This window comes from Paenibacillus zeirhizosphaerae (assembly GCF_030705605.1).
In the GTDB taxonomy this organism is placed as follows: domain Bacteria; phylum Bacillota; class Bacilli; order Paenibacillales; family Paenibacillaceae; genus Paenibacillus; species Paenibacillus zeirhizosphaerae.
The window spans coordinates 104992-129804 of the sequence record NZ_JAPCKK010000031.1; the positions used below are offsets into that span (position 1 = coordinate 104992).

The 24813-nt window shown below is 48.9% G+C and carries 15 protein-coding genes and 1 pseudogene; 2 read left to right on the forward strand and 14 right to left on the reverse strand.

The annotated features are described in order from the left end of the window. Nucleotides 1-74: 74 nt before the first annotated feature. Complete coding sequence (gltB, locus tag OIN60_RS19720; protein ID WP_305756583.1) at nucleotides 75-4676, reverse strand: glutamate synthase large subunit; 4602 nt, start codon at nucleotides 4674-4676, stop codon at nucleotides 75-77. 585 nt (nucleotides 4677-5261) lie between these two features. Between gltB and OIN60_RS19725 the strand changes: the two genes are divergently transcribed. Next, nucleotides 5262-6452: an MGDG synthase family glycosyltransferase gene (locus OIN60_RS19725; RefSeq protein WP_305756584.1), complete on the forward strand. Its 1191-nt coding sequence runs from the start codon at nucleotides 5262-5264 to the stop codon at nucleotides 6450-6452. Here the strand turns inward: OIN60_RS19725 and OIN60_RS19730 are convergent. Further along, nucleotides 6443-7249 carry a cell wall hydrolase gene (locus OIN60_RS19730; RefSeq protein ID WP_305756585.1) on the reverse strand — a complete coding sequence of 269 codons (807 nt, stop codon included), beginning with the start codon at nucleotides 7247-7249 and terminating at the stop codon, nucleotides 6443-6445. The two genes, OIN60_RS19725 and OIN60_RS19730, sit on opposite strands and share 10 nt — an antisense overlap. Nucleotides 7250-7350: 101 nt before the next feature. Then, entirely contained in the window at nucleotides 7351-7944 is a 594-nt protein-coding gene (gene thpR, locus OIN60_RS19735) for an RNA 2',3'-cyclic phosphodiesterase (RefSeq protein ID WP_305756586.1), read from the reverse strand. Nucleotides 7945-8054: 110 nt separating this feature from the next. Here thpR and OIN60_RS19740 point away from each other — a divergent pair, with 110 nt between their 5' ends. Next, nucleotides 8055-9014, forward strand: coding sequence for a D-2-hydroxyacid dehydrogenase (locus OIN60_RS19740; protein WP_305756587.1), 960 nt, complete (start codon nucleotides 8055-8057; stop codon nucleotides 9012-9014). A gap of 121 nt (nucleotides 9015-9135) precedes the next feature. On the opposite strand, the gene OIN60_RS19745 is transcribed toward OIN60_RS19740, so the two are convergent. The 11 genes and pseudogenes from OIN60_RS19745 to OIN60_RS19795 all read right to left on the reverse strand — a co-directional run bounded on the left by OIN60_RS19745 (nucleotide 9136) and on the right by OIN60_RS19795 (nucleotide 24582). Further along, a complete protein-coding gene (locus OIN60_RS19745) occupies nucleotides 9136-10098 on the reverse strand; it encodes a THUMP domain-containing class I SAM-dependent methyltransferase (RefSeq protein ID WP_305756588.1) in 963 nt (320 codons plus the stop codon). Further along, nucleotides 10095-11900 (reverse strand): methyl-accepting chemotaxis protein, encoded by a 1806-nt coding sequence (locus OIN60_RS19750; RefSeq protein WP_305756589.1) that lies wholly within the window; start codon nucleotides 11898-11900, stop codon nucleotides 10095-10097. Before OIN60_RS19750 ends, OIN60_RS19745 begins: the two co-directional genes overlap by 4 nt. A 315-nt stretch (nucleotides 11901-12215) precedes the next feature. Then, entirely contained in the window at nucleotides 12216-13631 is a 1416-nt protein-coding gene (locus OIN60_RS19755) for a deoxyguanosinetriphosphate triphosphohydrolase family protein (RefSeq protein ID WP_305756590.1), read from the reverse strand. Between the two features lie 96 nt (nucleotides 13632-13727). Next, nucleotides 13728-14627 carry a nickel transporter permease gene (gene nikC, locus OIN60_RS19760; protein WP_305756591.1) on the reverse strand — a complete coding sequence of 300 codons (900 nt, stop codon included), beginning with the start codon at nucleotides 14625-14627 and terminating at the stop codon, nucleotides 13728-13730. 70 nt (nucleotides 14628-14697) lie between these two features. After that, nucleotides 14698-15699, reverse strand: a complete 1002-nt coding sequence (locus OIN60_RS19765; protein WP_305756592.1) for an ABC transporter permease — start codon at nucleotides 15697-15699, stop codon at nucleotides 14698-14700. A gap of 102 nt (nucleotides 15700-15801) precedes the next feature. After that, nucleotides 15802-17445, reverse strand: a complete 1644-nt coding sequence (locus tag OIN60_RS19770; protein WP_370872553.1) for an ABC transporter substrate-binding protein — start codon at nucleotides 17443-17445, stop codon at nucleotides 15802-15804. A gap of 744 nt (nucleotides 17446-18189) precedes the next feature. After that, a complete protein-coding gene (locus tag OIN60_RS19775) occupies nucleotides 18190-19422 on the reverse strand; it encodes an IS110 family RNA-guided transposase (protein ID WP_305756593.1) in 1233 nt (410 codons plus the stop codon). A 311-nt stretch (nucleotides 19423-19733) separates the two neighbouring features. Next, nucleotides 19734-20618, reverse strand: a complete 885-nt coding sequence (locus OIN60_RS19780; RefSeq protein ID WP_305756594.1) for a glycoside hydrolase family 25 protein — start codon at nucleotides 20616-20618, stop codon at nucleotides 19734-19736. A 447-nt stretch (nucleotides 20619-21065) separates the two neighbouring features. Next, nucleotides 21066-21458 (reverse strand): annotated as a pseudogene (locus OIN60_RS19785) (phage holin family protein); the annotation flags it as partial. 42 nt (nucleotides 21459-21500) lie between these two features. Beyond that, complete coding sequence (locus OIN60_RS19790) at nucleotides 21501-21941, reverse strand: hypothetical protein (RefSeq protein ID WP_305756595.1); 441 nt, start codon at nucleotides 21939-21941, stop codon at nucleotides 21501-21503. 16 nt (nucleotides 21942-21957) lie between these two features. Further along, on the reverse strand, nucleotides 21958-24582 hold the full coding sequence (locus tag OIN60_RS19795; RefSeq protein WP_305756596.1) for a hypothetical protein: 2625 nt from the start codon (nucleotides 24580-24582) through the stop codon (nucleotides 21958-21960). Nucleotides 24583-24813 lie beyond the last annotated feature (231 nt).

Genomic DNA, 24813 nt, shown 5'->3' on the forward strand with positions numbered 1-24813 from the left:
CAAAAAAAATGACTTACTGCCAGGAAAACTCAAAATCATCCTGTAGTAAGTCATCTTTTTGTCATTATATCGAATCAGTTGGTGCCTGTGCGGGCAAGTTCACGCATGTTGGCTTCAAATGCAGCCAGCAGAGCTTCATCACCAGTCAAGCCGGTTGCCTCCACCTTCTCGATCTGCTCCATCATCCGTTTATAATCTTTAGGGATGATACGGACAAATTGCTGGAGTGATGTCTGCCAATCATGCAGAATACGCTGTCCCGCCTCACTATCCGTATAGGCAACATGACGCTCGATCATCCCGTGTAGGTCCGCAGCCTCAGCAGCCTCCTCCACACGCTCCAGCAGCACCATTTCCAAATTACAACGAGTAAGGAATGTGCCTTCAGGATCATACACATAGGCTATACCGCCAGACATACCCGCCGCGAAGTTGCGCCCTGTGTTCCCAAGCACAACAACCCTGCCGCCAGTCATATATTCGCAGCCATGATCTCCCACACCTTCAACCACAACCCTGGCCCCGGAATTCCTTACGGCGAAGCGCTCACCGGCTATGCCGCTGATATAAGCCTCCCCGCTGGTCGCTCCGTAGAAAGCGGTATTGCCGATAATGATGTTTTCCTCCGCTTTAAAGGTGGCCTTAGACGATTTCTTGACGATAATTTTACCGCCGGACAAACCTTTGCCCACATAGTCGTTCGAATCCCCCTCTACCGTGAGGGTCATGCCTTTCGGTATGAAGGCTCCAAGGCTTTGTCCCGCCGAACCGACAAAATGGAAGCGAATCGTGTCGTCTGGCAGGCCGACTGCCCCATATTTACGTGTCACCTCGCTGCCGAGTATGGTTCCTGCGGCACGGTTGACATTGGTAATCTTAAGTGTTGCTGCCACCGGTGTCTTGCTCTCCAAAGCCGGAGCAGCAAGAGGGAGCAGTTGCTGGACATCCAGCGTTTCTTCCAGACCATGATTCTGACGCTGTGTGCGGTACGGTTCTTTTCCTTCCGGAAGCTCAGACGCGTGCAGCAGCAGACTCAGGTTCACACCACTCTTCTTCCAATGCTCATTGGCATCGGCTGCATCGAGGCAGTCTGTACGTCCGACCATTTCCTGAATGGTACGGAAGCCGAGCTCAGCCATAATTTCGCGCACATCTTCCGCCACGAATCGCATAAAGTTAACGACATGCGCCGGATCTCCCATGTAATTCTTACGCAGCTGCGGATTCTGGGTAGCCACGCCTACAGGACATGTATCCATTTGACACACACGCATCATGATGCAACCTAATGCAACCAGCGGCGCAGTAGAGAAACCATATTCTTCCGCCCCAAGCAGGGCAGCTACCGCGAGATCTCGTCCTGAAAGCATTTTACCGTCCGTTTCAAGAACGACACGATCTCTCAAATTGTTCAGGATCAGCGTCTGGTGCGCCTCGGCAAGCCCAAGCTCCCACGGCATTCCTGCGTGGCGGATGGAGCCTTGCGGGGATGCGCCGGTACCTCCGTCATATCCGCTGATCAGAATGATATCCGCGCGGCCTTTGGCTACGCCGGCGGCGATCGTACCTACACCTACTTCCGAAACGAGCTTCACGTTGATGTCAGCACGAGGATTCGCGTTTTTCAAATCATAGATGAGCTCGGCCAGATCCTCAATAGAATAGATATCATGATGCGGCGGGGGTGAAATTAGACCTACACCCGGTGTTGATCCGCGCACTTCCGCTACCCATGGATACACTTTACGTCCTGGGAGCTGCCCGCCTTCACCCGGCTTAGCCCCCTGCGCCATCTTGATCTGAATTTCGTCAGCATTCACCAAATAATTCGAGGTTACTCCAAAACGGCCGGACGCTACCTGCTTGATGGAGCTGCGCCGAGAGTCACCGTTCTCATCCGGAACAAAGCGTGCCGGATCTTCTCCACCTTCACCTGTATTGCTCTTACCGCCGATACGGTTCATGGCGATCGCCAGATCTTCGTGGGCCTCCTTGCTAATCGAACCGAATGACATGGCACCTGTCTTGAAGCGGCGCATAATCGATTCTGCAGACTCAACTTCCTCAAGCGGAACCGGTTGGCCATTAGGCTTCAGCTTCAGCAAAGAACGAAGCGTCAGCTTCTTCTCGTTTTCACCCTGAACGAGCACTGCATATTTCTTATACAGCTCATAATCACCTGTCCGTACCGCCTGCTGCAGCAAATGGATTGTCTGGGGATTGAACAGATGCTCCTCCCCATCATTCCGCCACTGGTACTCTCCGCCGGAGTCCAATACTTTATCGCTGCCGTCCTTGTCGGTAAAGGCACGGTTATGATGGGCCAACGCTTCCGCCGTAACCTCTTCAAGTCCAATGCCGCCAATACGGGACGGTGTCCATGTGAAGTATTTATCCACAAACTCCTGCTTCAGGCCAACGGCCTCAAAAATTTGTGCGCCCCGATAGGACTGAATCGTAGAAATTCCCATTTTGGACAGGATTTTGACGACACCCTTCGTGGCGGCTTTAATATAGTTCTTTACGGCCTTCTCGTGTGATACGCCGCGCAGCATTCCCTGCTGAATCATGTCATCCAGCGTCTCGAACGCCAAATACGGATTGACGGCGCTCACGCCGTATCCAAGCAGCAACGCATAATGATGGATATCACGCGGTTCACCGGATTCAAGCAGAATGCTGACTTTCGTGCGCGTTCCGTTCTTGATCAGATGGTGATGCAGGCTGGATACAGCCAGCAGTGCCGGAATGGCCGCATTCTCCGCATCCACGCCGCGATCAGACAGAATCAGGATGTTATGACCTTTGGCAATAACGCGGTCAGCCGACTCGAACAGCCCTTCCAGCGCATTGCGCAGCCCTTCCGCTCCTTCCTTGGCAGGGAAAAAGATCGGGATGGTCATTGATTTAAAACCCGGACGGTGAACATGTCGGATTTTAGCGAAATCCTCATTAGAAAGCACTGGAGTCTCCAGACGGATCTGGCGGCAGCTCTCAGGCTCCGGATGCAGCAGATTCCGTTCCGGTCCGATGGTTGTGCCCGTAGAAGTCACGATCTCCTCACGGATGGCATCAATCGGCGGATTGGTTACCTGAGCGAACATCTGCTTAAAATAGTTATAAAGACGCTGCGGCTTATCGGACAGCACGGCCAGCGGAGCGTCATAACCCATCGAGCCGATCGGCTCCGCTCCCGTAGCGGCCATGGGCTCCAGCAGCTTGCGCAGTTCTTCGAACGTATAGCCAAACGAAAGCTGTAGCTGGTTCACATTATCATGCTTGGGCTCCGGCAGCTCCGGCGCATCAGGCAGTTCGTTCAGATCCATGAGATGCTCGTTAAGCCACTCCTGATAAGGCTGCTCCGAAGCAATCTGCGCCTTGACTTCCTCATCAGAAACGATCCGGCCTTCCTTCGTATCGACCAGCAGCATGCGGCCAGGACGAAGACGGTCCTTGTACAGCACATTCTCCGGCGGAATGTCGAGCACACCCGCTTCTGAGGAGAGTGCGATCAGGTCGTCTTTCGTGACATAATAACGCGCTGGACGAAGTCCATTGCGATCCAGGATGGCGCCGATCTGAACGCCGTCCGTAAACGCCATCGCAGCCGGTCCGTCCCAAGGCTCCATTAATGTGCTGTGATATTCATAAAATGCTTTCTTTGCTGGGTCCATGTTCTCATGGTTATTCCAGGGCTCAGGAACCATCATCATGGCCACATGAGGCAAGGAACGCCCGCTCAAATATAAAAATTCCAGCGTGTTGTCGAACATTGCCGTATCCGAACCATCCGGGTTGATGACCGGCTTGACCTTATTCATATCTTCCCCGAACAGCTCGCTCCGGAACTGCGCCTGACGCGCATGCATCCAGTTCACGTTGCCACGCATGGTGTTGATCTCGCCGTTGTGGATCATGAAACGATACGGATGCGCGCGTTCCCAGCTCGGAAACGTGTTTGTGCTGAAACGGGAGTGGATCAGAGCCATGGCCGAGGACACCCGGCTATCCCGTAAATCCAGATAAAACTGGCCAACCTGAGCCGTCGTCAGCATCCCTTTGTATACTACTTTCCGACAGGAGAGACTTGGAATATAAAACGTTTCCCCATTCTCTTCATTCTCGCTGTAACGAATCGCAAGCTCTGCCCGCTTGCGGATGACGTACAGCTTCCGCTCGAAGGCGAGCTCATCCTCGAAATCCACACTACTGCCGATAAATACCTGGCGCACACACGGCTTGGCAGCTTTGGCTGATTTGCCCAGCATGCTGTCATCCGTCGGAACATCACGGAAGCCCAGAAGCTGCTGGCCTTCCTCAGCGATAATGTTCTTCAGCGCTTCTTCATGAGCCGCACGTACGGAGACATCTGTAGACATGAACAGCATGCCGACGCCATAACGTCCAGGGGATGGAAGCGTGAAGCCAAGTTTCTCCGCTTCTTCCGCAAGGAAAGCATGCGGAATCTGCAGCATAATTCCGGCTCCGTCGCCGGAATTCGGCTCGCTCCCCTGACCGCCGCGGTGCTCCATATTCTCAAGCATGGTAAGCGCCTGACTTACAATGTCGTGAGAAGCCTTGCCCTTGATATGCGCGACAAAGCCCATCCCGCAGGCATCTTTTTCAAATTGGGGATCATAAAGCCCTTGTTTTGGAGGTAGTCCTGTCTGTCTCATGGAACGCAACCTTTCTGTATTGAACTCATAAAGCCGGGACCTGCCCGGTATGGGGCCTGAAGACAGTGGCGACAAACAAACAATTCAGCAGGAGCTGGAAATGGGGGTACGACGAAACGCCGCCACTTGGACACCAAGGGCGCAGCGCCTGACAGATTGAATACGGATTAAAGCGGCAGTACCGCTTCAGTAGATTGCAAATTCAATAAATATGCACTTCTCACTTTTGAATAAGATTAGTTCTATCATTTTAACACTGACCTAGCGCGTTAGCAATTCAAAGTTTTTATGATAGTGATAATATTTTTTTGGATGCGCAGCTTCACCGCAATAGTGCGATAAATAGCGAAGGATATGTATAAATATACGATAAAATGATGTTTTTATTATTTGATCGGCACTTTAAGCGCCTGAAGCCTTTTTTTTGACTCATGAATGCAAAATGAATTTCATATTTTACAAATAGAGATTAAAACGAAAACGTTGCGTCTATAAAATTTTGGCAAGCAGCATCACGGCAGACGGCAGGACAACCTTCAACAGTATGCCCGCATTTCCAACGATCCGAATAAAGTAGGTGCATTGATGTCATCCAAAAAATTCCTGATTTTGTCCGAAGGCTTCGGCACGGGGCACACCCGCGCAGCGGCCGCTCTTGCCGATGGTCTGCACAGATTGTATCCCGGTGTTGGCACACAGGTCATGGAGCTCGGTAGGATGCTGAATCCTAAAATAGCCCCGGTCATCTTCTCCGCTTACCGCAAAACTGTGTATAAGCAGCCCAAAATGATCGGCAGGCTGTACCGCAGACAGTATCACAAGCGGCTAAACGGGCTGACCCGCATGGCTTTACATAAACTTTTTTACACCAGGGCCTTGAGGGTAATTGGAGGCTGGGAGCCGGATGCGATTATTTGCACCCATCCGTTCCCTAGCGCAGTCGTCGCCAGGCTGAAAAGACTTGGTCTCAATATCCCACTCTATACTCTGATTACAGACTATGATGTGCATGGAGCCTGGATCAGCCAAGAGGTAAATCAATATCTGGTCTCCTCACCACAAGCTGAAGAAATGCTCAGAGCCCATGGCGTAGAAAAGTACCGGATATCGGTCACAGGCATCCCCGTTCACCCCGATTTCTGGAACTGTGGTGACAAGCCTACGGCCCGTGCACGCTTTGGATTTCATGATATGCCGACAGTTCTTGTCATGGGCGGTGGCTGGGGCATTCCGCTCGAAGAGAGCATGATGAACGTACTAATCCGTATGGCCGATCAGATTCAGGTGATTCTGTGCACAGGCAACAATGACAAGCTGTTCGACAAGCTTACAGAAAGCCCTAAATTTCGACATCCCCATCTTCACGTGCTTGGCTTCACCCGCGCAATCAGCACACTGATGGATGCAGCCGACCTGCTCATTACAAAGCCGGGTGGGATGACCTGCACAGAAGCGATGGCCAAAGACCTCTCCATGCTGTTCGTGTCCTATCTTCCAGGTCAGGAAGAAGAAAATTGCGATTTTTTTGTAAAAAATGGTTGCGCCAAAGCAGTGACCCATCCCGTCCAACTGGAGCAAAGCCTGCGTAATGAACTACTTAATATTCAGGATAAAAAAGGTAGTGCACGCCCCACGAGAACATCAGCTACGTCGGACTTCAGATACGATCCGTTATGCTGTCCGGCAACTGTATTTCGTTTGACTATCGCAGCCTCCGTTCGTGATCGGCCTGAGCTTGTATCACCCGGTGCAGCGGAACTGTCTGCTCATTTATAAAACGTATGATTGCCTATCGTTTTGACTTTGGCACGTGAGTGATGGACTGTCAGATCATCAGCTAAAGTTAGAGACAGAAAATAATAAGTATCATCCGGAACGGCTTTGTGACCACTCAGCGCGTCATTGACTGCTTTCACTGTTTCTTCATTCGGACGAACACGGTTAAGACGACCGTTTGCCACCGGACTGAATTGAGCTTTCTGATAAATTACTTTTTGTATGGTATCAGGGAAATTGGCTGACCGCAGCCGGTTCAAGACAACATTGGCGACTGCCACTTTGCCTTTGTACGATTCGCCTTCTGCTTCCGCCATGACGATTTTTTGCAGCAGAAGCACTTCTTGCGCGGTGATACTGTAGCTCCAAGTTGCTTTGGCCTGATCTGCCTGGGTCAACGTTGCAGTTCGCGTAAAGAAGAGTTTTTTAGGAGGGGTTTGGGATTGGATTTTAATTTTGCCGATGGCTGGAGCCGCCTGTTTCGAGGCAGACCTGTCATTCTTCGCAGTTTGGGCCGCCTTTTCCACCTGTGCGATCAGCAGAGGTGCAATGAGGCTTTTCCAACTATGCAGTTCATCCATGGACGAGCTCGTTTTATCCATAATATGCATAGACTGAGACCTATCCTGCCCCTTCTCGTCATTCGTAGCAGCCGGCCATTGCAGCGCGTTGGCTGTATGTGCCGCTGTTGTTGTCTGTGCATTCTGACTTTCCACTACCAAACTGATCCCCAATATACTTACTATAAGCACACTCAGCAGAGGTGCGATCCAACGATGTTGTTTAATGATTTCCATATTGATCCTCCCGTTATTTAGGCACATTTTTCAGTTATGTAACCTAAAATCCACCTTTTTGAATAACGCTGCACAATAGTATCACTAAGTTGACAGCAATTTCAAGGCCAAGAAGTTGGAAGCGGGAATGTTTGCAGAACTTTGTACATCGGATGATGTCCGAGCCTGGTCGCAAAAAGCACAAAATCCGTGACCTTCCAGACGGCCTGATTACCAGCATCTTCCCCCTCTGTTAGAGGCTGCGCAGGCTCAGCTCCGGTGTACGACCTCGCAACTGTAATGTGGGGACTGTATGGCCTCTCCTCCGGGCTGAAACCGAGCGGTATCATATGCTCTACAACGGTTTTTTGCAGCCTATGAAGCCTCCCCATCTCCCCTTCCACACCCCGCCACAGCACCCTCGGAGAAGACGGTTTCCCGAAGGCTCCTGGCGCACCCAAATAAAGCTCAAAGGCTCCACATTTTACCGCAGCTTCCTTCAGCGCTTCAGTCACAAGAGGGATGGTGTTCATATCCACATCACCCATAAATTGAAGGGTAATATGATAGTCCCGCGGATCGGTCCATTTACGAAATGACAGACGCCTTTTTATATCGTTCCGCCAAACATACACCTGTTCCTGGAGATGACCGGGCAGCCGAATAGCTGTAAACAAACGCTCCGTTTCCGTGTTGTCTTTTCCGTGTTTTGTCATGTACAAAGGTCCATTTCTCACATCTGTGTTTTATTTATTGGGCCACATCCGGGCTATATCTGTTATCCTAATTATAGATGAATCCATCAAATTCGGGAGGTAATGATCAGATGGGAAAGATCGTTTGTCTGCAGGCACTATCGCCTGAACAGGAGTCCCTTATTCAGAAAACGGCTCCAGGCTATGAGATTATCCAAGGAAAAGCTAAGGAAATCGATCCGGCAATCGTCCGGCAGGCTGAAATTCTACTGGGCTGGTCCAAGCTGCTTGAAGAACCCGCACTTCATGCGGAGAGCCCACTGCGCTGGGTTCAGGTCCGATCCGCAGGAATAGACATGCTGCCGCTGGAGCGGCTGGAGCAGAAAAGTGTTTTGCTGACAAATGCCAGCGGCGTGCATGCCATTCCGATCACGGAAATGATCTTCGGGTTCCTGCTGTCCCACACCCGCTATTTGCATACAGCCGGCAAACAGCAGCTTCAGCAGATCTGGAAAAAACCCGCCAACAATACGCTTGGGGAACTGCATGGACAGACGATGCTGATTGTCGGTGTTGGAGAAATCGGTTCCGAAACCGCACGCATCGCAAAAGCATTTGGCATGCGAGTTACCGGAATCCGCCGCTCCGGCAGGAACCTTCCCTATGTGGATCACATGTATACGATGGACGGATTACAGCAAGCCGTCGCGGATGCGGACATTGTCGTGAACATTCTGCCGGCGACGGATGAGACGCTGCATATTTTTGACGAAAAGCTATTCGCCGCCTTCAAGCCGGGCATGTTCTTTGTCAACGTCGGACGAGGTCAGACTGTCAATACCGATGCACTGGTACAATCCCTGGAGAACGGGCAGGTTGCCTTCGCCGGATTGGACGTCTTTGAAGAAGAGCCTCTTCCTGCTGGCCATCCGCTGTGGGCGATGGAGAATGTGCTGATTACACCACATATTGCGGGAGATACCGAACGTTATGATGGACGAGTCTTTGATATTTTTCTGGAAAATCTAAAGGCTTATGCAGCCGGACACGAGCTTCCACGCAATAGGGTGGATTATAAGATAAAATATTGAAGAAAGGGGTAGCTACCTCTACCTCAACAACAAACCTTTTATGCTCGTCAATAGGGGGCGCCCACTCATAGATTCAATCTAGCTTTAGGGCAGCCCTCTCCTTTTCATGAACTTATCTATTCTATTTACAAAAATAGATGTCCCTTATCATGCCACCGCGTTCCCCTTTATATAATCTGCATTCTCCCTCAATCTTCCAGCCCGCGGCCAGCAGCTCCGCACGGATCGGTTCAATGCTGACGACGACAGCCTCAACGGCGAGCCTTCTAAGACTGTTCAGCATTCGTGCTCTTTCCGGCTGGGTCAGTACTGAGCAAAGATTATACGGCATATCCAGGATAGCCGTATCATAACGACCTTCCAGCAAATTCATATCTCCAAGCGTTACCAGATCTTCCCGAAAGCCATAGTGACGCAGATTCACCCGTGCTCCTTGAACTGCCCGTGGATTCATGTCGTTCCCACGGATGTCAATGCCGTTCATTAGCGCTTCAATGACGACATTGCCCATACCGCAGCAGGGATCAAGCAGCCTCACAGCCTCGGGATAAGGTGCCGCCAGATTGACCAGCGCTTTGGCCGCCAGCACAGGCAGACCTGTGGAATAATTTTGCGGCTTATGCCGACGCTCCAGCCAGGAACGATCGCTGTACACGCATCTGCCCAGCAGCCATTGCCCTTTGAAACGGATTACACCGAAAACAACAGCGGGCTCCTTCATTTTTGCTTTTCCCCGGATGCGCAGACCGATTTCCCGCTCGATCTCCCTCTGTCTTGTATATTCCTCTGTGCCGTCCCCTTCTTTGATAAAAGTTACTTTAAAGGTTGTTCCTTCCTCCAGAACCAGCTCAGAAGCGGATACCGCCAGTTCATCCAGATCCGACACCGCTGTAAGCACGTCCAGCCTGAGCCGAATAAACGGACTTACATCCGGGGCTATCAGACGATTCGCTGCAAGCAGCGAGGAGGTATGCGGCCTGGTATCGAACAATCGCAGCATTTCCAGCTCACACAGCTCTCTTTCGGTATCATGGCATGCATACACATACATATGACGGAACTCTCCGGACATCCTGCTGCTCATGATGTTTTCCGCACCTCGAATTGGGAGACGGATTCAAGCAGAATATCAGACAGCTCCTTCAGTGTATGAATGCTTTCCGTAACCATTTCAATGTTGGACACCTGCTGCTGCACTGATGCTGACGTCTGCTCAGCCCCGGCAGCAGCCTGCTGGGAAATGGCGGAAATATTCTGACTCTGCTCGCTCATCTGCTCACTGGCCTCCTGCATGCTCATCAGATTGGAAGAGACCTCCGAAATGACCTGCACCATAGAAGCAACCGATTGATTAATATCTGAAAAAGCTTCACCAGTGACATTCATCTGCTTGTTCCCCTCCTCTGTCTGCAGCACTCCATCCTGCAGCAAATTTACGATTGCCCGTGAATCATTCTGAATATCTGCGGTAATGCCCGTGATTTGCGATACAGCCAGCCGCACCGCCTCAGACAAGCTGCTTACCTCCTTGGCCACTACAGCAAAGCCCCGCCCGCTCTCTCCAACCCGTGCCGCTTCTATTGCAGCATTGAGTGACAGCAAATGGGTCTGCTGAGCAATCTCACGGATGGTCTGAACCAAACGGTCGATGTTCTGGTTTTTGCGGTCAAGCTCCATAACCTTTGTCATGGAATCGGCTACCAAACGGGAGATAACCGTCATCTGATTGATGGATTGGTCCATTGTGCTTTTGCCAATACCGCCTTTATAAAGCACAAGCTCGGAATTGCGCTGCAACTCCTCTCCATGCCGCGCATGCTGCGCAATTCGTTCATTCAATTGCTCTACAGTGGCAGCCGAGTCAGCCGCCGTCTGCGCCTGATCCTCCGCTCCCTTCGCCAGCTCTGCCGCCGTGATGGCAATTTGCCCGCTTCCTGCCTTCACTTCCGCTGCTGAAGCCGCCAGTTCAGTGGTGCGCTGATTCATAACCGTGGAAATATCATGAATACTTTGAACCATGGCTGTAAAGTTACGCTTCATCAGATTCACTGAATCGGCCAGCTCTCCGATTTCGTCCTGATAAGAGACCGTTATATTTTCGCCAGTCAAATCCCCTTTGGCAATAATTTCAACATTAGAAGTAAACTCCCGCAGCGGGACAACCACACGTCTCAATATTTGCCGGTTAGCAACATAAACCAAAGCAATAGCCAACAGAAGACAAATGCCTGTAATCATCTGCGCCCAGACAAAGCTGCCGGCTGTCTCACTCCCTGCTACCGCAGCCTTCTCCTGATGAAAGGAAACGAGATAATCCAGATCCCCCTCCATAGCGGCAAAAGCATTCGTTCCTTTGGAGGCAACTTCCGCCGCCAGCTCGCTCTGATCATTATTACTGAGGTTGATCGCCTGCATGTTCAGCTTTAAGTAATTATCCCATTTCTCATGAAGCGCCTGCAAATGCTCGGTCTCTCCGGATGTCAGCGGACGCGCTTCCAGCCTCTTGAAGCTCTGTGCCGCCGTCCGCACCATTTCATTGCGCTCTTCCTCAAGCAAACCCTTTTCACCGGGGTCCCCTGTTGAGAAATGGCGGAAGCTTAATGTTAATACGTGCTCGGTTGCATATCGTATGCTGTTGATATCCTCCAAAACGGGCATTACACTGTTCACAATATTAGACGAATTTTGCTGCATTTTATTCATTTGCACCAATGAAACGACCCCAAAGATCAACAAGTAGACGATTAGACCGGCAAAAATAAGAGCCACAAATTTTCCAACACTTTGGTTTATGCCAACTAGCTGCAGCCATTTCCCCGGATGGCTTCTCACTTTCTGCCGCTGTTTGCGCTCTCCACGCTTGTCCAAAAATTTACGATTGTTCATCTTTTCAGACACCCTCCTTCATCCTACTCCTCTTCTCTGTATACGGCCCTTTAAGAAATCCTACCGTGGAACGCTGCCGGAATAGATATACCTGCAAATTGTATAGGTTATCCATCCAATGGACCTCTAAGCAATTAACACGTATATCTATTTTTCGGTAGGTAGGGAGTTAGATTTAAGGTCATTAGTCATGAAAATGATGTATTTTCGATAATTTTCATGTTTTGCTCAGCTTTCCACAAGAAAAAAGCAGCCCTCTTAGGACTGCTCCATTCTCTTCAATATAATACATTCAGATAACCCGCTTCAATCCGGCTAATCCAGATCATAAATGGATCCGACCTTCAATCCATACAGTTCATTGTAGATTTTCTCAGCGAACGCATCCGTCATGCCGGCAATATAATCAATGACCATATGCTCCCAGGTCCAGATCGGCTTCGGTTTGGCCTGGTCACGTTCAAAACGGAGCAACCAGTCACTGGGGATGATCGCTTTGGAGGTCTCGGGATCAAGAAAAGCCTGCCATAACCGCTTCAGCATCCATTCACTGCGCTTCTGCAACCGCTGTACTCTGAGATCACGGATCATCGTAACCCAAGCAAAGCTCTTGAGCACACTTACGATTCTCAGCATATCTTCATCCTCAGCGCCTTCGTTAACAAAGGTAACCTTCTTCCAGTTTCCGTCATCAATGATGCCAAGGCTGTTCACAAAGAGGCTGACCCAGTATGCTTTGACCTCACGCCGGGTGCGGGAATAGTCGTTTTCGCAAAATGGCATTTTGGCATTCCATACCTTGAGGAATTCCTTGAGCACCGCTTCCACCTTGCGCTCGATTTGTTCAGAAGCCCAGCCTTTCCAGAACGGGTCCTCCAATGTAGTGATTTTCTCCGTTATGAGCCGGTTCAATAATGGGTCGTACAGAAAATGCTCGTGTACCTCAATCTTGCCTGCTTTAATACCATCCTCCAGATCATGCGCGGAATATGCAATGTCGTCACATAAATCCATGAGCTGGGCCTCCAGCGTTTTCTTGCCGTCAGGAATGCCCCAATCTCTGCGGATGGCCTCTAAATACTGCCATTCATGGAGATACATGCCCTTCTTGTTCACCGTTCCCGGATACGGATATTTGTTAATGCCCAGCAGCACCGCATCAGAAAGGTTCAGGCCGTCGATATCCTCCCGCTTCTCAAGGAACATGATCAGGCGGAAATTATGTGCGTTGCCCTCAAAATGCTCATATTTGAGGCGCGCATCCGCTCGCAGCTTCAGAGCTGGTTCCGATCGTGGAGGCAGCCCCAGAGCGTCGGCGGCTTCCCAGGCTCTTTGCTTCACCAATTGGTCCAGAATACCGTCCAGCACTTCCTCGCCTTTATGACCGAAAGGAGGATGCCCGAAATCATGAGCGATAGCTGCACATTCCACAACCTCGGAATCCATGACCAGACCGGGATTATCCGCCCGTTCGAAGGTGGCGTCCGGGTAAGCCCGGATCAGGCTGCGCGCCGCTTCACGGGCAATCTGCGCAACCTCCAGTGAATGGGTGAGCCGGGTCCGGTAGTAATCGCCTGTGCCTGCACCGAATACCTGGGATTTCCCTTGCAGTCTGCGGAAGGTCGGTGAATGGATCAAACGTGAATAATCTCTTTCGTAAGCCGCCCGAGAAGCATCGGAACGAATTTGCTCCGGATGCTGGCGGTGTTCTCTTTTAGCGTTCCATGTCATGCAACTTCACTCCCTACATCGTTGGAGTGATTATACACATTTTTGATCCAGTGGAAAAGCCAGACCCTCAGCTAGGTCTATAAGCGGATTACCGGATCATCTCGGTTTCATACGCGGATCCAACACATCTCGTAATCCGTCCCCAAGCAGGTTAAAGCCCAATACTGTCAGCATGATCGACAACCCCGGAAAAACCACCGTCCACGGTGCCGTCTGAATAAATTGTCTGGAATCGGACAGCATCTTGCCCCATTCCGGCTCCGGCGGCTGTGCCCCCATGCCCAGAAAGCCCAGCGCGGCCGCTTCAATAATCGCCGTACCAATCCCGAGTGTTCCCTGCACGATGATGGGTGTCAAGCTATTGGGAAGAATATGCTTAAGCAGAATCCTGGAGTTTTTAACCCCGATCGCCCGCGCCGCCGTGATATACTCCTCTGTCTTCAGACTGAGCACCTTGGAGCGCACGATACGTCCATAAGTCGGCACATTAACGATCGCAATCGCATATAGAGCATTCTCAAGCGAAGGACCCAGAATGGCGACGATCGCAATCGCCAGCAGAATGCTGGGGAAAGCAAGCAGAATATCGAATAAACGGGAAATGAGCATATCCCACCATTTTCCGTAAAACCCGGCCAGAATGCCAAGCGCCGTCCCCAGAATAATTGAGCCTACAACAGATAAAAAGCCGACCCAGAGTGAAATACGCGCTCCATATAAAGTCCTTGTAAGAATATCCCGTCCCAGATCGTCTGTGCCAAACCAGTGCTCGGCAGACGGAGCCTGCAGGCGATCCGTCAGCACCTGCTCCTTATAATCATAAGTGGACAGCAAAGGTGCAAAGATCGCAATCAAAATGAAGATAATAATAATAGACAGACCAACCACGGCGGTCTTGTTGCGCCGGAAGGCCTTCCAGGCGTCCCGCCACGGCCCTGATGCCCGTTCTGCGGCCGGAACGCTGGCCTTATGTGTATTCATTGAAATTTGACTCATAATTTCCTCCTGCCTGTCATTGCCTCACCAGAATGGCGGCCATTTTCAGAGTGAGTTAGTGCCGAATGGACTAGTAACGTATACGGCGGTCGATCACGGCATACAGCAGGTCGACAATAAGGTTGATGACGACGAACAAGAATGCAATGACCAGAATACCGCTCTGAATGACAGGATAGTCCCGGGAACTGATCGCATCATAAATATAACGGCCTACACCCGGCCATGCGAAGATCGTCTCTGTCAGCACCGCCCCGCCGAGCAAAGAACCTGTCTGCAGGCCGATGACGGTCAACACCGGAATGGCAGCATTTTTGAGCGCATGCTTGTAGACCACCCGAAATGGAGCAAGCCCTTTGGCACGGGCCGTCCGGATATACTCGGAATTCATCACTTCAAGCATACTGGAGCGTGTCATTCTTGCAATGACAGCCATCGGAATTGTTCCCAGAGCGATGCTCGGCAAAATCAAATGCTTGACGACTGTCCAGATCTGATCCCACCGTCCGGCAATGATGGCATCTACCACAGCCAAATGCGTAACTGCTTCGACAGGATCACGCGGATTCATACGTCCAATCGAAGGAAGCCAATGCAGCTTGTTCGCAAAAATCCACTGTTCCATAAGACCGAGCCAGAAAATCGGCATTGAGACACCGACCAGCGCGACCACCATACTGGCATAATCAAACCAGGAATTTTGCTTCCATGCGCTGATAATACCGGCATTAACACCAACGATCAACGCAAACAACATACTAGCTACCGTCAATTCAAGAGTAGCCGCCAGATAAGGCAGCATTTCCCGGGCAATTGGCTCGCGGGTCCGAATGGAATCTCCCAAATCTCCGCTTAACAGCTCCCCTAAATACGATCCATACTGCTGAAACCACGGCTTGTCCAGCCCGAGCTGCTCCCGCAGCGCCTGTTTGGACTCCTCTGTAGCTTTATCTCCCAAAATGGTATCCGCAGGATCACCAGGAATCGCATGAATAATGGAAAATACGATTAATGTCATGCCTAGCAGTACCGGAATAAGTACAGCTATTCTTTTAATAATATAAGCGCTCAAATCGATTCACCGCCCGCTTGCTGTGGGTATGAACATGGCGGCGGCTGCCCCATGCGGCCAACTTTCGACCGCGGAGCAGACCGCCGGATGTTCATTCATATTTTATTCAAAATAAATGCCGGAGTAAGGCTCCGTGCCTGTTGGGGAAGGTGTGTAACCCTTCAGGTCCGATCTTGCAGCCATCAGTGGCGTAGTATGCACCAGCGGAATCCAAGGAGCATCCTTCTTGATGATTTCCTGCGCCTTTTCATAGAGTGCAGTACGTTTAGCCTGATCTGTCTCCTGCTGTGCCTCAACAAGAACCTTGTGCAGTTCTTCATTTACATAAAAGCTGCGGTTGTTGCCTGGAATGGTATCCTTGTCGAGAAGCGTATAAATGAAGTTGTCAGGATCTCCGTTATCGCCGGTCCAGCCAAGCATATACATATCGTCTTTCTCGCCTGCCTTAAGGTCATCAAGGTAGGTCGCCCACTCAGGAGACTGGATGTTGACCTTAACACCGATTTTGGCAAAATCAGCCTGGATCGCCTCAGCCACCTTCTTGCCGTCAGGCATATAAGGACGTGAGACTGGCATTGCATAAAATGTCACTTCTTCAGGCAGGCCGTTCGCATATCCGGCTTCAGCCAGCAGAGCTTTCGCTTTCTCTAAGTCGTACTCATAATCCTGGATGCTGTCATTGTATCCCCATAGCGTTGGTGGCATCGGGTTTTTCGCCGGAATTGCGCTGCCTCCGAAGAAAGCATCTACGAGTGCTTGTTTATTCACCGCATGATTCAGCGCTTGTCTTACGAGCGGGTTATCAAACGGCTTTTTCTTAACATTGAAGCCGATGTATGCGACGTTGAAGGAAGGACGCTCGATCTTCTGCAGCTCCGGATTGCTTTCCAGCACTGTCAAATCATCTGCGTTCAGGTCTTCCATAATATCGATTTCCTTGTTCTGCAGTGCGTTAAAACGGGCTGTATTATCAGGGATAGAGCGAATGATAACTTTATCCAACTTAGGCAACCCCTCTTGCCAGTAATCCGGATTCTTCTCCAGCGTGATGGAGTCATTGCGCTTCCATTCCACAAACTTGAACGGTCCTGTACCTACCGGCTCGCTCTTGAAGTTCTCTTTCTTCTCTTCGATGGCCTTAGGGCTGGCAATACTAAAGGAAGTCATCGCGATATTTTGCAGGAACGGCGCCTGTGGAGCGTTCAGCGTAAACTGAACCGTCAGGTCGTCAACTGCCTTAACTTCTTTAATCACCCTGCTGTCAGGGGATCCAAACATGGAATCGTAGTAGTCAAAGGAATCTCCTTCAAACTTGTATGGGCTGTTCGGATCGGACCAACGGTTAAAGTTGAATACAACCGCATCGGCATTGAAGTCCGTGCCGTCATGGAATTTTACGCCAGCTCTCAATTTGAAAGTGTAGACGAGGCCATCCGCAGAAACTTCATAACTTTCAGCCAGTGAAGGCTTGACCGTTGTTGAACCTTCTTCATACTCAAGCAGCCTGTCGAATACCTGCTGAGCAACTTTCGAAGATTCGCCATCTGTCGTGATCGATGGGTCCAATGCCACCGAGTCACCGCCACGGCCGAAAATCAGCGTATTATTTTGTGACGCATCCCCTTGATCCGAGGACGGGTCGGCAGCCGGATCAGCACCTTCACCCGATCCCCCTCCGCAACCGGCTAAAACAATCACTGCCGCCAGCATCATAACAAACATACTGTACCATCTTTTCTTTCTCATTCTGAAACCCCTCTCGATTTGTATGTTTATGTTATAAATGTGTTGTTACCCAATTGAAATTGCTGACCACATCCAGACACAAAAATAAGGACCAAAAAAATCCAAATAAAAAACAAAATTCGACAATGTTAGAAAAAACAAAACTAGGAAACATGAAAATTGTCAAATGTCATGATTAATAACATTAATTCATCATCTTCTATGTACCTCAGAGGTTATTTATGGATACTTTACAACAGGAAGACGTTTTTAACAAGCATTTTTTAGAAGATTACGACAATTCAATTTTCATTATGTAAAGTATTATCACAAGTAAAATAATGGATTGTAGACTTTCACTATCAATCTAGTAATTAAATAATGGTCAATAAAACGCCATAAATTCGCTATAAAATAAAAAAGAGTGGGTGTCCCCAAAGGCTCTTGACCGGTGCACTCTTTTCGTGCGTGTTTCGTGCGTGGGTGGGACGCTCCGAGAACGAAGCATTCCTCCATCACTGTTGACCCTCCGGGCCAAAGGTGACCGCTCCGCTTTTCCGGAATTGCTTCGTTCTCTCCGCTGCTTTTGTGCATCCCCCAACTTAAAAAGAACAACCGGAAATCGCAATCTTCTGGCTTAACAAAATTGAAAAGGGGGCTGCCCTAAGCCATTTTCATGACTTTTTATACGAAAATATAAGCTCCCAAAAAGCACAAAAAGGCCTCCTCTACAATGTTTGTTTAATTACATAAAATGGATATTATTTAAGAGACCTCCGTGGATATTACGTTCACCTTAAATCCCTGAGCCTCGATTTTTTTAATCCAATAATCTACGGGCGATTGCGAAGAAGTTAGATAATCCCAACCTACTTCACAGTAGGGTACTCTATCTTTTAGCATTTGATAGATGATTCTAAGTAACAGATGAGCTGTCGCTATAGTTGCCTTTTTCTGCCCTCGTCGTTTTTGTATTCGATAAAAGAAAGAGGCGACTCGCGTACCTTTGGTTTTACTTGCTGCCCAAGCAGCTTGGCAAAGTACCGCCTTCAGGCTTTTATTTCCCTTTGCTATTTTCGAGCTTTTCTTCTTCCCTGCACTTTCATTATTCCCCGGGCTTAATCCTGCCCAAGCTGCAATTTGCGAATCGCCTCCAAAACAAGACATATCATTCCCGATCTCTGCTAAGATGACCGCCACCGCATCTTTCTGGATTCCAGGGATGGTGACCAACAGCTCAATGGATGCCGAATAAGGCTCCAGCAATCGATCAATTTCCAGTTCTACTTTCTTCAATTGCTTTTCAACGAATGATAAGTGCTCCATATGCAGCCCCAACATCATCCGATGATGTTTCTTCAAACGTCCATCTAAAGCCTCCAAAAGTTCAGGAACTTTGCGCTTTAGTGAAGTTTTTACTTTTTCCTTGATCTCATCCGCCTCTAAAACCTCACCATTAATGACGCATTCCAATAAAGCACGGCCCGATACGCCAAAAATATCGCTAATGTAAGTGGTAAGCTTCAAATTAGCATCTTGTAATATCTTGTGAATCCTATTCTTCTCAGAAGTCGCATCCCGAAGCAGCTTTCGACGGTAACGCGTCAAATCCCGCATATTTCGAATGTCCGCTGGAGGTACAAAACTAGGAGTAATGAGCCCCGAGCGAAGCAATTGGGCAATCCATGCTGCGTCCGATACATCCGTTTTCCGACCGGGTACGTTTTTGATCCGTCTCGCGTTAGCCAGGATTAAAGTAAATTGTTCCTCTAATATGTTCCAAACCGGTTTCCAATACACACCTGTACTTTCCATGGCAACATGCGTGCATTCCCAATCGTTTAACCCATCATGGAGTGCGAGTAATCCCTTTGTTGTTGTAGAGAAAGTACGAATTTCCTGCTTAGGTTTATGATCCAAATCACCATATAGAACACAAGCAACCACGGTCTCTTGATGTACATCAAGTCCAGCACACCTTTCCAAAATCGCTTCCATCCCACAGATCACTCCCGTAATTGTTAAGTTGCAGGTCACGTACCCTCAGAGAAAAGAATTTTTATACACGTGCTCGTGGCAACAATTGGCGGTACTCGTGGGATACGGTCGGCCAGTTTGGGACTCAGAGTGTTATCCTACCAAAAAAGTCTCGGCCTGTGCCCTGCAGTTCCATTATGGAACATACAGATTAGCAGGCCAAGACATTTTCATTCATCGTGGTGGCCGTCAGGCCATGTTAGTTTGGGACAGCCCCTTCTCGTGCTCGGTCTACGCTTAATCAGCGTACTCTAGCGTACTCTATTGCAAGTTTACTTACCATTTTTATTAAAAAGACCCATACGGTGCATGATTACGATCAAGCGGTACATATCATAGCTCGTGGCACTCTTTACATCTAGTAGAGGCTCTCCCGGATTATAAGCTCCCGCTGCTGCTACGGCTTCCTTTGCCCATTCAGGAACCGGCATATTGTGCAATGCCTGCAGTTCGGTTATCTGCTGCTGGAGCGCCTGAAGTGCTGCTTTCTCCCCATTCGTCATCGCTTCATCTCCTCCGCTTTTTGCAAATTCTTCACGCAGCTCTGCTTCCGTGCCACTGTACACATTTAAGTCCACAGGGCCTGAAATCCCGTCCACACGTCCACTATCCGTGTACTGCCAGAAATCCCACTGCTTCCAGGCAGGAGAATCATAAGGTGTACTGGTACTATATCGGGCAACCCACAGCTTGTACGATCCGAGTGAAGTGTCGAAGTTGGAGGAAAATGAATTCCCCGAATAAATGATCGGCCGGTTTCCTGTTAAATCTTCAAGATCTGTCAGAAAAGCCTTGGCTACACTGCTGATTGCCGATTTGCTGAGTCCAGCCGGATTCGTTTCATAATCCAGAACCGGCGGAAGATCCAGTACAGCCGCACCCCCAACCCGCTCGAGCACCTCCGCAAAGTGGCGGGCTTCCAGCCTGGCCGCACTTACGCTCGTCGCATCCAGAAAATGATACGCGCCGATCAGCACCCCAGCCTCCTTCGCACCCTTCACATTGGTTTCGAACGTAGGATCCACGTAACTTTGTCCCTGGCTCGCCTTGACGAAGGCAAAAGACTTGCCATCTGCACGGACCTTTCGCCAGTTAATGCTTCCCTGGTATCTTGAAGCGTCAATGCCCTCGGCATCTGTAGGGCGGCGATTCTGCATGTTGCCCTCCCCCTTTGTCTATCCGGATAATCCGGATTTTTTGAGTAAATAAAAGCTCTTAGGTGATTATCTTGTCTTACCCTATATTGTATGCCTGTCTTCCATTCTTGTACGGGCCGTTATCTTTGCAACCACACAACAATTTATAAAAATGTATCATTTAGGGTTTTATGGTAGTTTTGTCACTTTAGAATGAGCTTGCTTCTCTTGCATATCAACAGCCACTGATGCAGTCATATGGTCCTTGGGTTCCAGCACTGTCTCGGGATCTATAGCCAGCGTATGCAGCAGCCCAGCCGCCCCTTCCCGATTAACCACAGCAGGCTCCTGCGGGTTGATTTTTGAAGATTTTTCTGATTGGCCAGAAGCCTGCAGTCGCGTATCTTCCTTTTCCGTTCTGTGTCCGACCTCATTCTGCTCTATATTATCCTGTTCACCTGTGTTCGTCGCTGATCGGGACTGGAATATGGCAACCGCATTGCGTAAAATATCCGGCATCGGAACGCCCATTCTACCCACATTTTCAATAATGGACAGCAGCTCGTTCGCCAGATAAAAGAAAACAACGGCATCTCGGAAATAGTGCTCGTCTCCAAGGATACCGTCGATTAAATGTGCAATGGTGATCAGCAAAAACACAGTGACCTTCCTAAAAACGCCGTAATATCCTGATCGGCTCTTGAGTTCGCCATTGATCCAGGCCGCCGCCCAGCCGGTGAAAAAGTCGATAACCACCATCCACCACAGCAATGTCAGCATCGTCGTCCAGCCGCCGAAAAGATATTCAACCACCCCTCCGGTGGACTGAGCCACGGGCATAAAGGCTGTATATTCACTCATAGCTTCTCCCTCCTTCCTACTGCCGGTTTGTTGCGCATAGGGTTACACCGACCTTTTGCGAAATATAGCATGATACCATTTCCCCTTGATGGCTATGGAAAGATCCCCTTCGGACTGCAGCTGAGCAATCTCCTCGGGAGTTAGTCCCTCGATCCATAGCTTCGGCTGCTCCGGCGACACATACATAGAAGCCTCACCGCGCTCTTCTTCAGGAATAGCAGACCATTTGGCACATGCTGCCTGGTATTCGCTGACGGCTTCCTGATATGTTGCCCAGGCTACCAGGTCAAAGCGCGGCTTGTACAATCCGGAAGGGACGACGTAACCAATAACATAGCCTGCGATTTCCGGCTCTTTGTATTCGCCGCCACCGTCCGTTTCTCCCCACTGAGAATAAAAAGGGACGACCCCGAAAAAGGAATCGTCCATGATTTCGTCCTCAATAAAGGAACCGTTTATATCGACTTTCGGTACTAGTTTCATCCTCTACGGCCTCCTTTCAATTGTGTGCATAAAACTTTATAGCATCTAATCTGACCCAAATCATTGCCTCGGGAGGAACAAAGGATACGTTTCCATCAGAGCCGACAATGCTTCTGACAAGTAGATCCCCCTTAGTGGAGCCATATCCGGAACATAAAACCACACACGTCTGTTTAGGTCTGTATCCTACAGGTAATGTAAAAGCTGTGATTGATGAAGAAGATCCAGAGAATTTCAAAGACCCTTGCAGTAAAACAAGACCGTCTGACATTTTTCGGATTTCTACAGGTGTAGTGCTTAATTCCAACGTTACGCCGTTTATCAAAGTTGGAGTCAGTATAGGAGAAGCCGTATCCTTTTCCAACTTTTTATTTTCAACGGTAGACAAGCGAACTTCCTGCTGCGTGACACTATCTACCAAATCCTCCAACAACGATTTTTCATTTGCAGCATATGTTCCGATCATTGACTGAATTGGGGCTGTTGTCAGCATCAAGTACGAAGCACTATATGTTACGTTAGGATCAAAGTGTAATCTTGATAGTTGACCATAGGCGTAAAACTCGTTGTTATAAACAGACGTTCCCTTATACCATGAAAAATCATTAATGTCGTTTTTGTATACAGCAAGTATTTTTCCCGAACGATACTTCAACCTCGTACCAGAATTTATAGAGTTTATATACACGTTTAGTGGGTCCCTATCGTCCAGCTTAACAGTTTCCCTTAACACGATTCCCGTACCCACCTCCACCTGATTACTACCCTCGTTAAACGTAAGCTGACCCTCGGAAACAATCGGCTCGACGGTCGGTATTGCTAGTTGATAAACAAGTTCATAAGGCGTAATATCGCGGGCTTTTGTATAGTTATCACTATTAAACGTGCTGGGCGTTGCCGTAGGTACCCCTGGCCCTGACCACCACCCATAGTAACGCACACCGTTGTATGAATCCAAAGGAGTCCAAAGCTTATTAGTCTCCTCTGATCCATTATACGGCGAATTACCATCACCTGCAGTTAGAGATTTGTCAAACATCTTCCAACCCAGGAAATATGCCTTAATCTCAGCGGTTGTCGGTGCGTAGTTATCGCCCCATCCACTATCCTCATTGGATATAGATATATGCAAAATTGTACGGTCCCCATAGTCAATACCTGATCTATCAGGTCCCGCCATATTTTGATCCGTCTGTAGAATGGAGCCCGTGAACTTAGTTACAAGCTCAGAATTTATTTCACCCGCTGCTGGCAACCTGATAGCTATTTGCTTCCTTCCCGTTGTGGAAAACGCATTTACAAACGTAATATTGCTGTCAATTTTGAATTGGTGCCATTTCTTTACCTTATAATACTGCCCATTCTGCTCAAATACGGAATCGGCACTTGTTCCGGTCAATGGATCGGCATATAAATCTGTTTGCAGTGCTAACATAGCATCCTCACGGGGTACGAATGGCAGAGCTTTGTCGCCGATATTAAGCATAGGATTGGAAAACGTAAAATCACCAATTTGTGGTGTGCTACTACCAGTGGTGTAATTTGTCACATAAACTCTTATCCATTTGTGCACTCCTGTATTAAAAGTGACACTCGTGGCATTCGTATTACTAACAATGATGCTGGATATACCGTCGGTTACAGAAATCGTCGATCCGTTTGATCCGACACTAAATGTATAGTCTGTGTTGGGTAATACAGCGAGTTCGTACCAACATGCTGTTTCTACTGTTTTTGTTGAGTTAAGGGTAGCTGTGTAAGGAGATGCTACATTAATCACCCCCTTGCTCATCCATTTATAAAACGGCGGCAGCAAATTAGCCCCGTACCGGATCACATATGGATTACGGACAGGCATAACGCTGTCTACGTAGGGATATTTCGCGGCTACCTGTTCGGAAGTCATACTTGCAATTGCGGTCGCTTCCTCTGCTGTAATCTCGTAAACTGCTATCTCGTCGAAGTATGCTGATTGTCCAGCACCTCCCCTTGCCACGCAATAAACCGCCGGAGTAGCTGTTGCTTTACTAGCATCATAAACAGCATAGCAAAAATTAAATTTAGTTGTATCGGTTGTACTCATTTCGCTAGCATAAACTTTTTCGTCTGTAAGTTGAATATAAGCTCTGGCACCTGTCCCTACCAGATTTCCGTTTTTGACGTAGGCTCGCACAAGATAAAAAGGCGCTCCACTCCCATATTTCAGAGGGGTATTATACTTACTAATTACTGCTGGGCTACTAACAACAGTCACCTTCAACCCATTTGAGCCAGAAACTTTGTTATTTGCATCAAGCGCTAGCGTTGCGGATGAGTTATTAGAAGTCCATCCTGCAAGACTCTCCATCGATCCAGCTCGACCCAACAGGTTAACCAGCGTCCGGCCTTCCAATCCTTTCAAAGAGAACGGTGCAGCCTTCACGGCATCAACGATCTGCACTCCTCCTGTGAGGACAACTTCTTCTTCAACATTTGTATTCAATCGATCTTCGAGTTCTTCAATACTAGACTTCGCTTCGCCAGCAAACTGATCAATCTTCTGCCAGTTGTCGTTCATCATCGTTTTCACATTAAAATATTCATGACCATCTAATGTCGGGTCTTTCATTAACAAATCCAACTGTGGCGTATTCTCGCTCAAAATTCTCACCTCTCTACTCGTTAATAGCTATTAAATACATCTACATCGCTTCTCAAGAGACTAAATATCTTTATACAGACACCTCGTTTGCTTTCAATGGGCCATACTGAGCGATCAAATTTAAATAGCCAGTTAAAGTCTAAGTAAAGTTGCCTCCAACTGTTTACTGTATTCCAATTATCCAATCCACTTCCCCTGTCATAACAAAAGCCCGCGGTCGGCTCAGAAGGA

Excerpts from the sequence above, each read along its gene's own strand:
- OIN60_RS19790 (WP_305756595.1), bottom strand. The coding sequence starts at position 21,941 with ATGAAACTAGTACCGAAAGTCGATATAAACGGTTCCTTTATTGAGGAC.
- thpR (WP_305756586.1), bottom strand. The coding sequence starts at position 7,944 with ATGACAAAACACGGAAAAGACAACACGGAAACGGAGCGTTTGTTTACA.
- OIN60_RS19740 (WP_305756587.1), top strand. The coding sequence starts at position 8,055 with ATGGGAAAGATCGTTTGTCTGCAGGCACTATCGCCTGAACAGGAGTCC.
- OIN60_RS19730 (WP_305756585.1), bottom strand. The coding sequence starts at position 7,249 with ATGGAAATCATTAAACAACATCGTTGGATCGCACCTCTGCTGAGTGTG.
- OIN60_RS19775 (WP_305756593.1), bottom strand. The coding sequence starts at position 19,422 with ATGGAAGCGATTTTGGAAAGGTGTGCTGGACTTGATGTACATCAAGAG.
- OIN60_RS19750 (WP_305756589.1), bottom strand. The coding sequence starts at position 11,900 with ATGAACAATCGTAAATTTTTGGACAAGCGTGGAGAGCGCAAACAGCGG.
- nikC (WP_305756591.1), bottom strand. The coding sequence starts at position 14,627 with ATGAGTCAAATTTCAATGAATACACATAAGGCCAGCGTTCCGGCCGCA.
- gltB (WP_305756583.1), bottom strand. The coding sequence starts at position 4,676 with ATGAGACAGACAGGACTACCTCCAAAACAAGGGCTTTATGATCCCCAA.
- OIN60_RS19745 (WP_305756588.1), bottom strand. The coding sequence starts at position 10,098 with ATGAGCAGCAGGATGTCCGGAGAGTTCCGTCATATGTATGTGTATGCA.
- OIN60_RS19755 (WP_305756590.1), bottom strand. The coding sequence starts at position 13,631 with ATGACATGGAACGCTAAAAGAGAACACCGCCAGCATCCGGAGCAAATT.
- OIN60_RS19780 (WP_305756594.1), bottom strand. The coding sequence starts at position 20,618 with ATGCAGAATCGCCGCCCTACAGATGCCGAGGGCATTGACGCTTCAAGA.
- OIN60_RS19725 (WP_305756584.1), top strand. The coding sequence starts at position 5,262 with ATGTCATCCAAAAAATTCCTGATTTTGTCCGAAGGCTTCGGCACGGGG.
- OIN60_RS19770 (WP_370872553.1), bottom strand. The coding sequence starts at position 17,445 with ATGAGAAAGAAAAGATGGTACAGTATGTTTGTTATGATGCTGGCGGCA.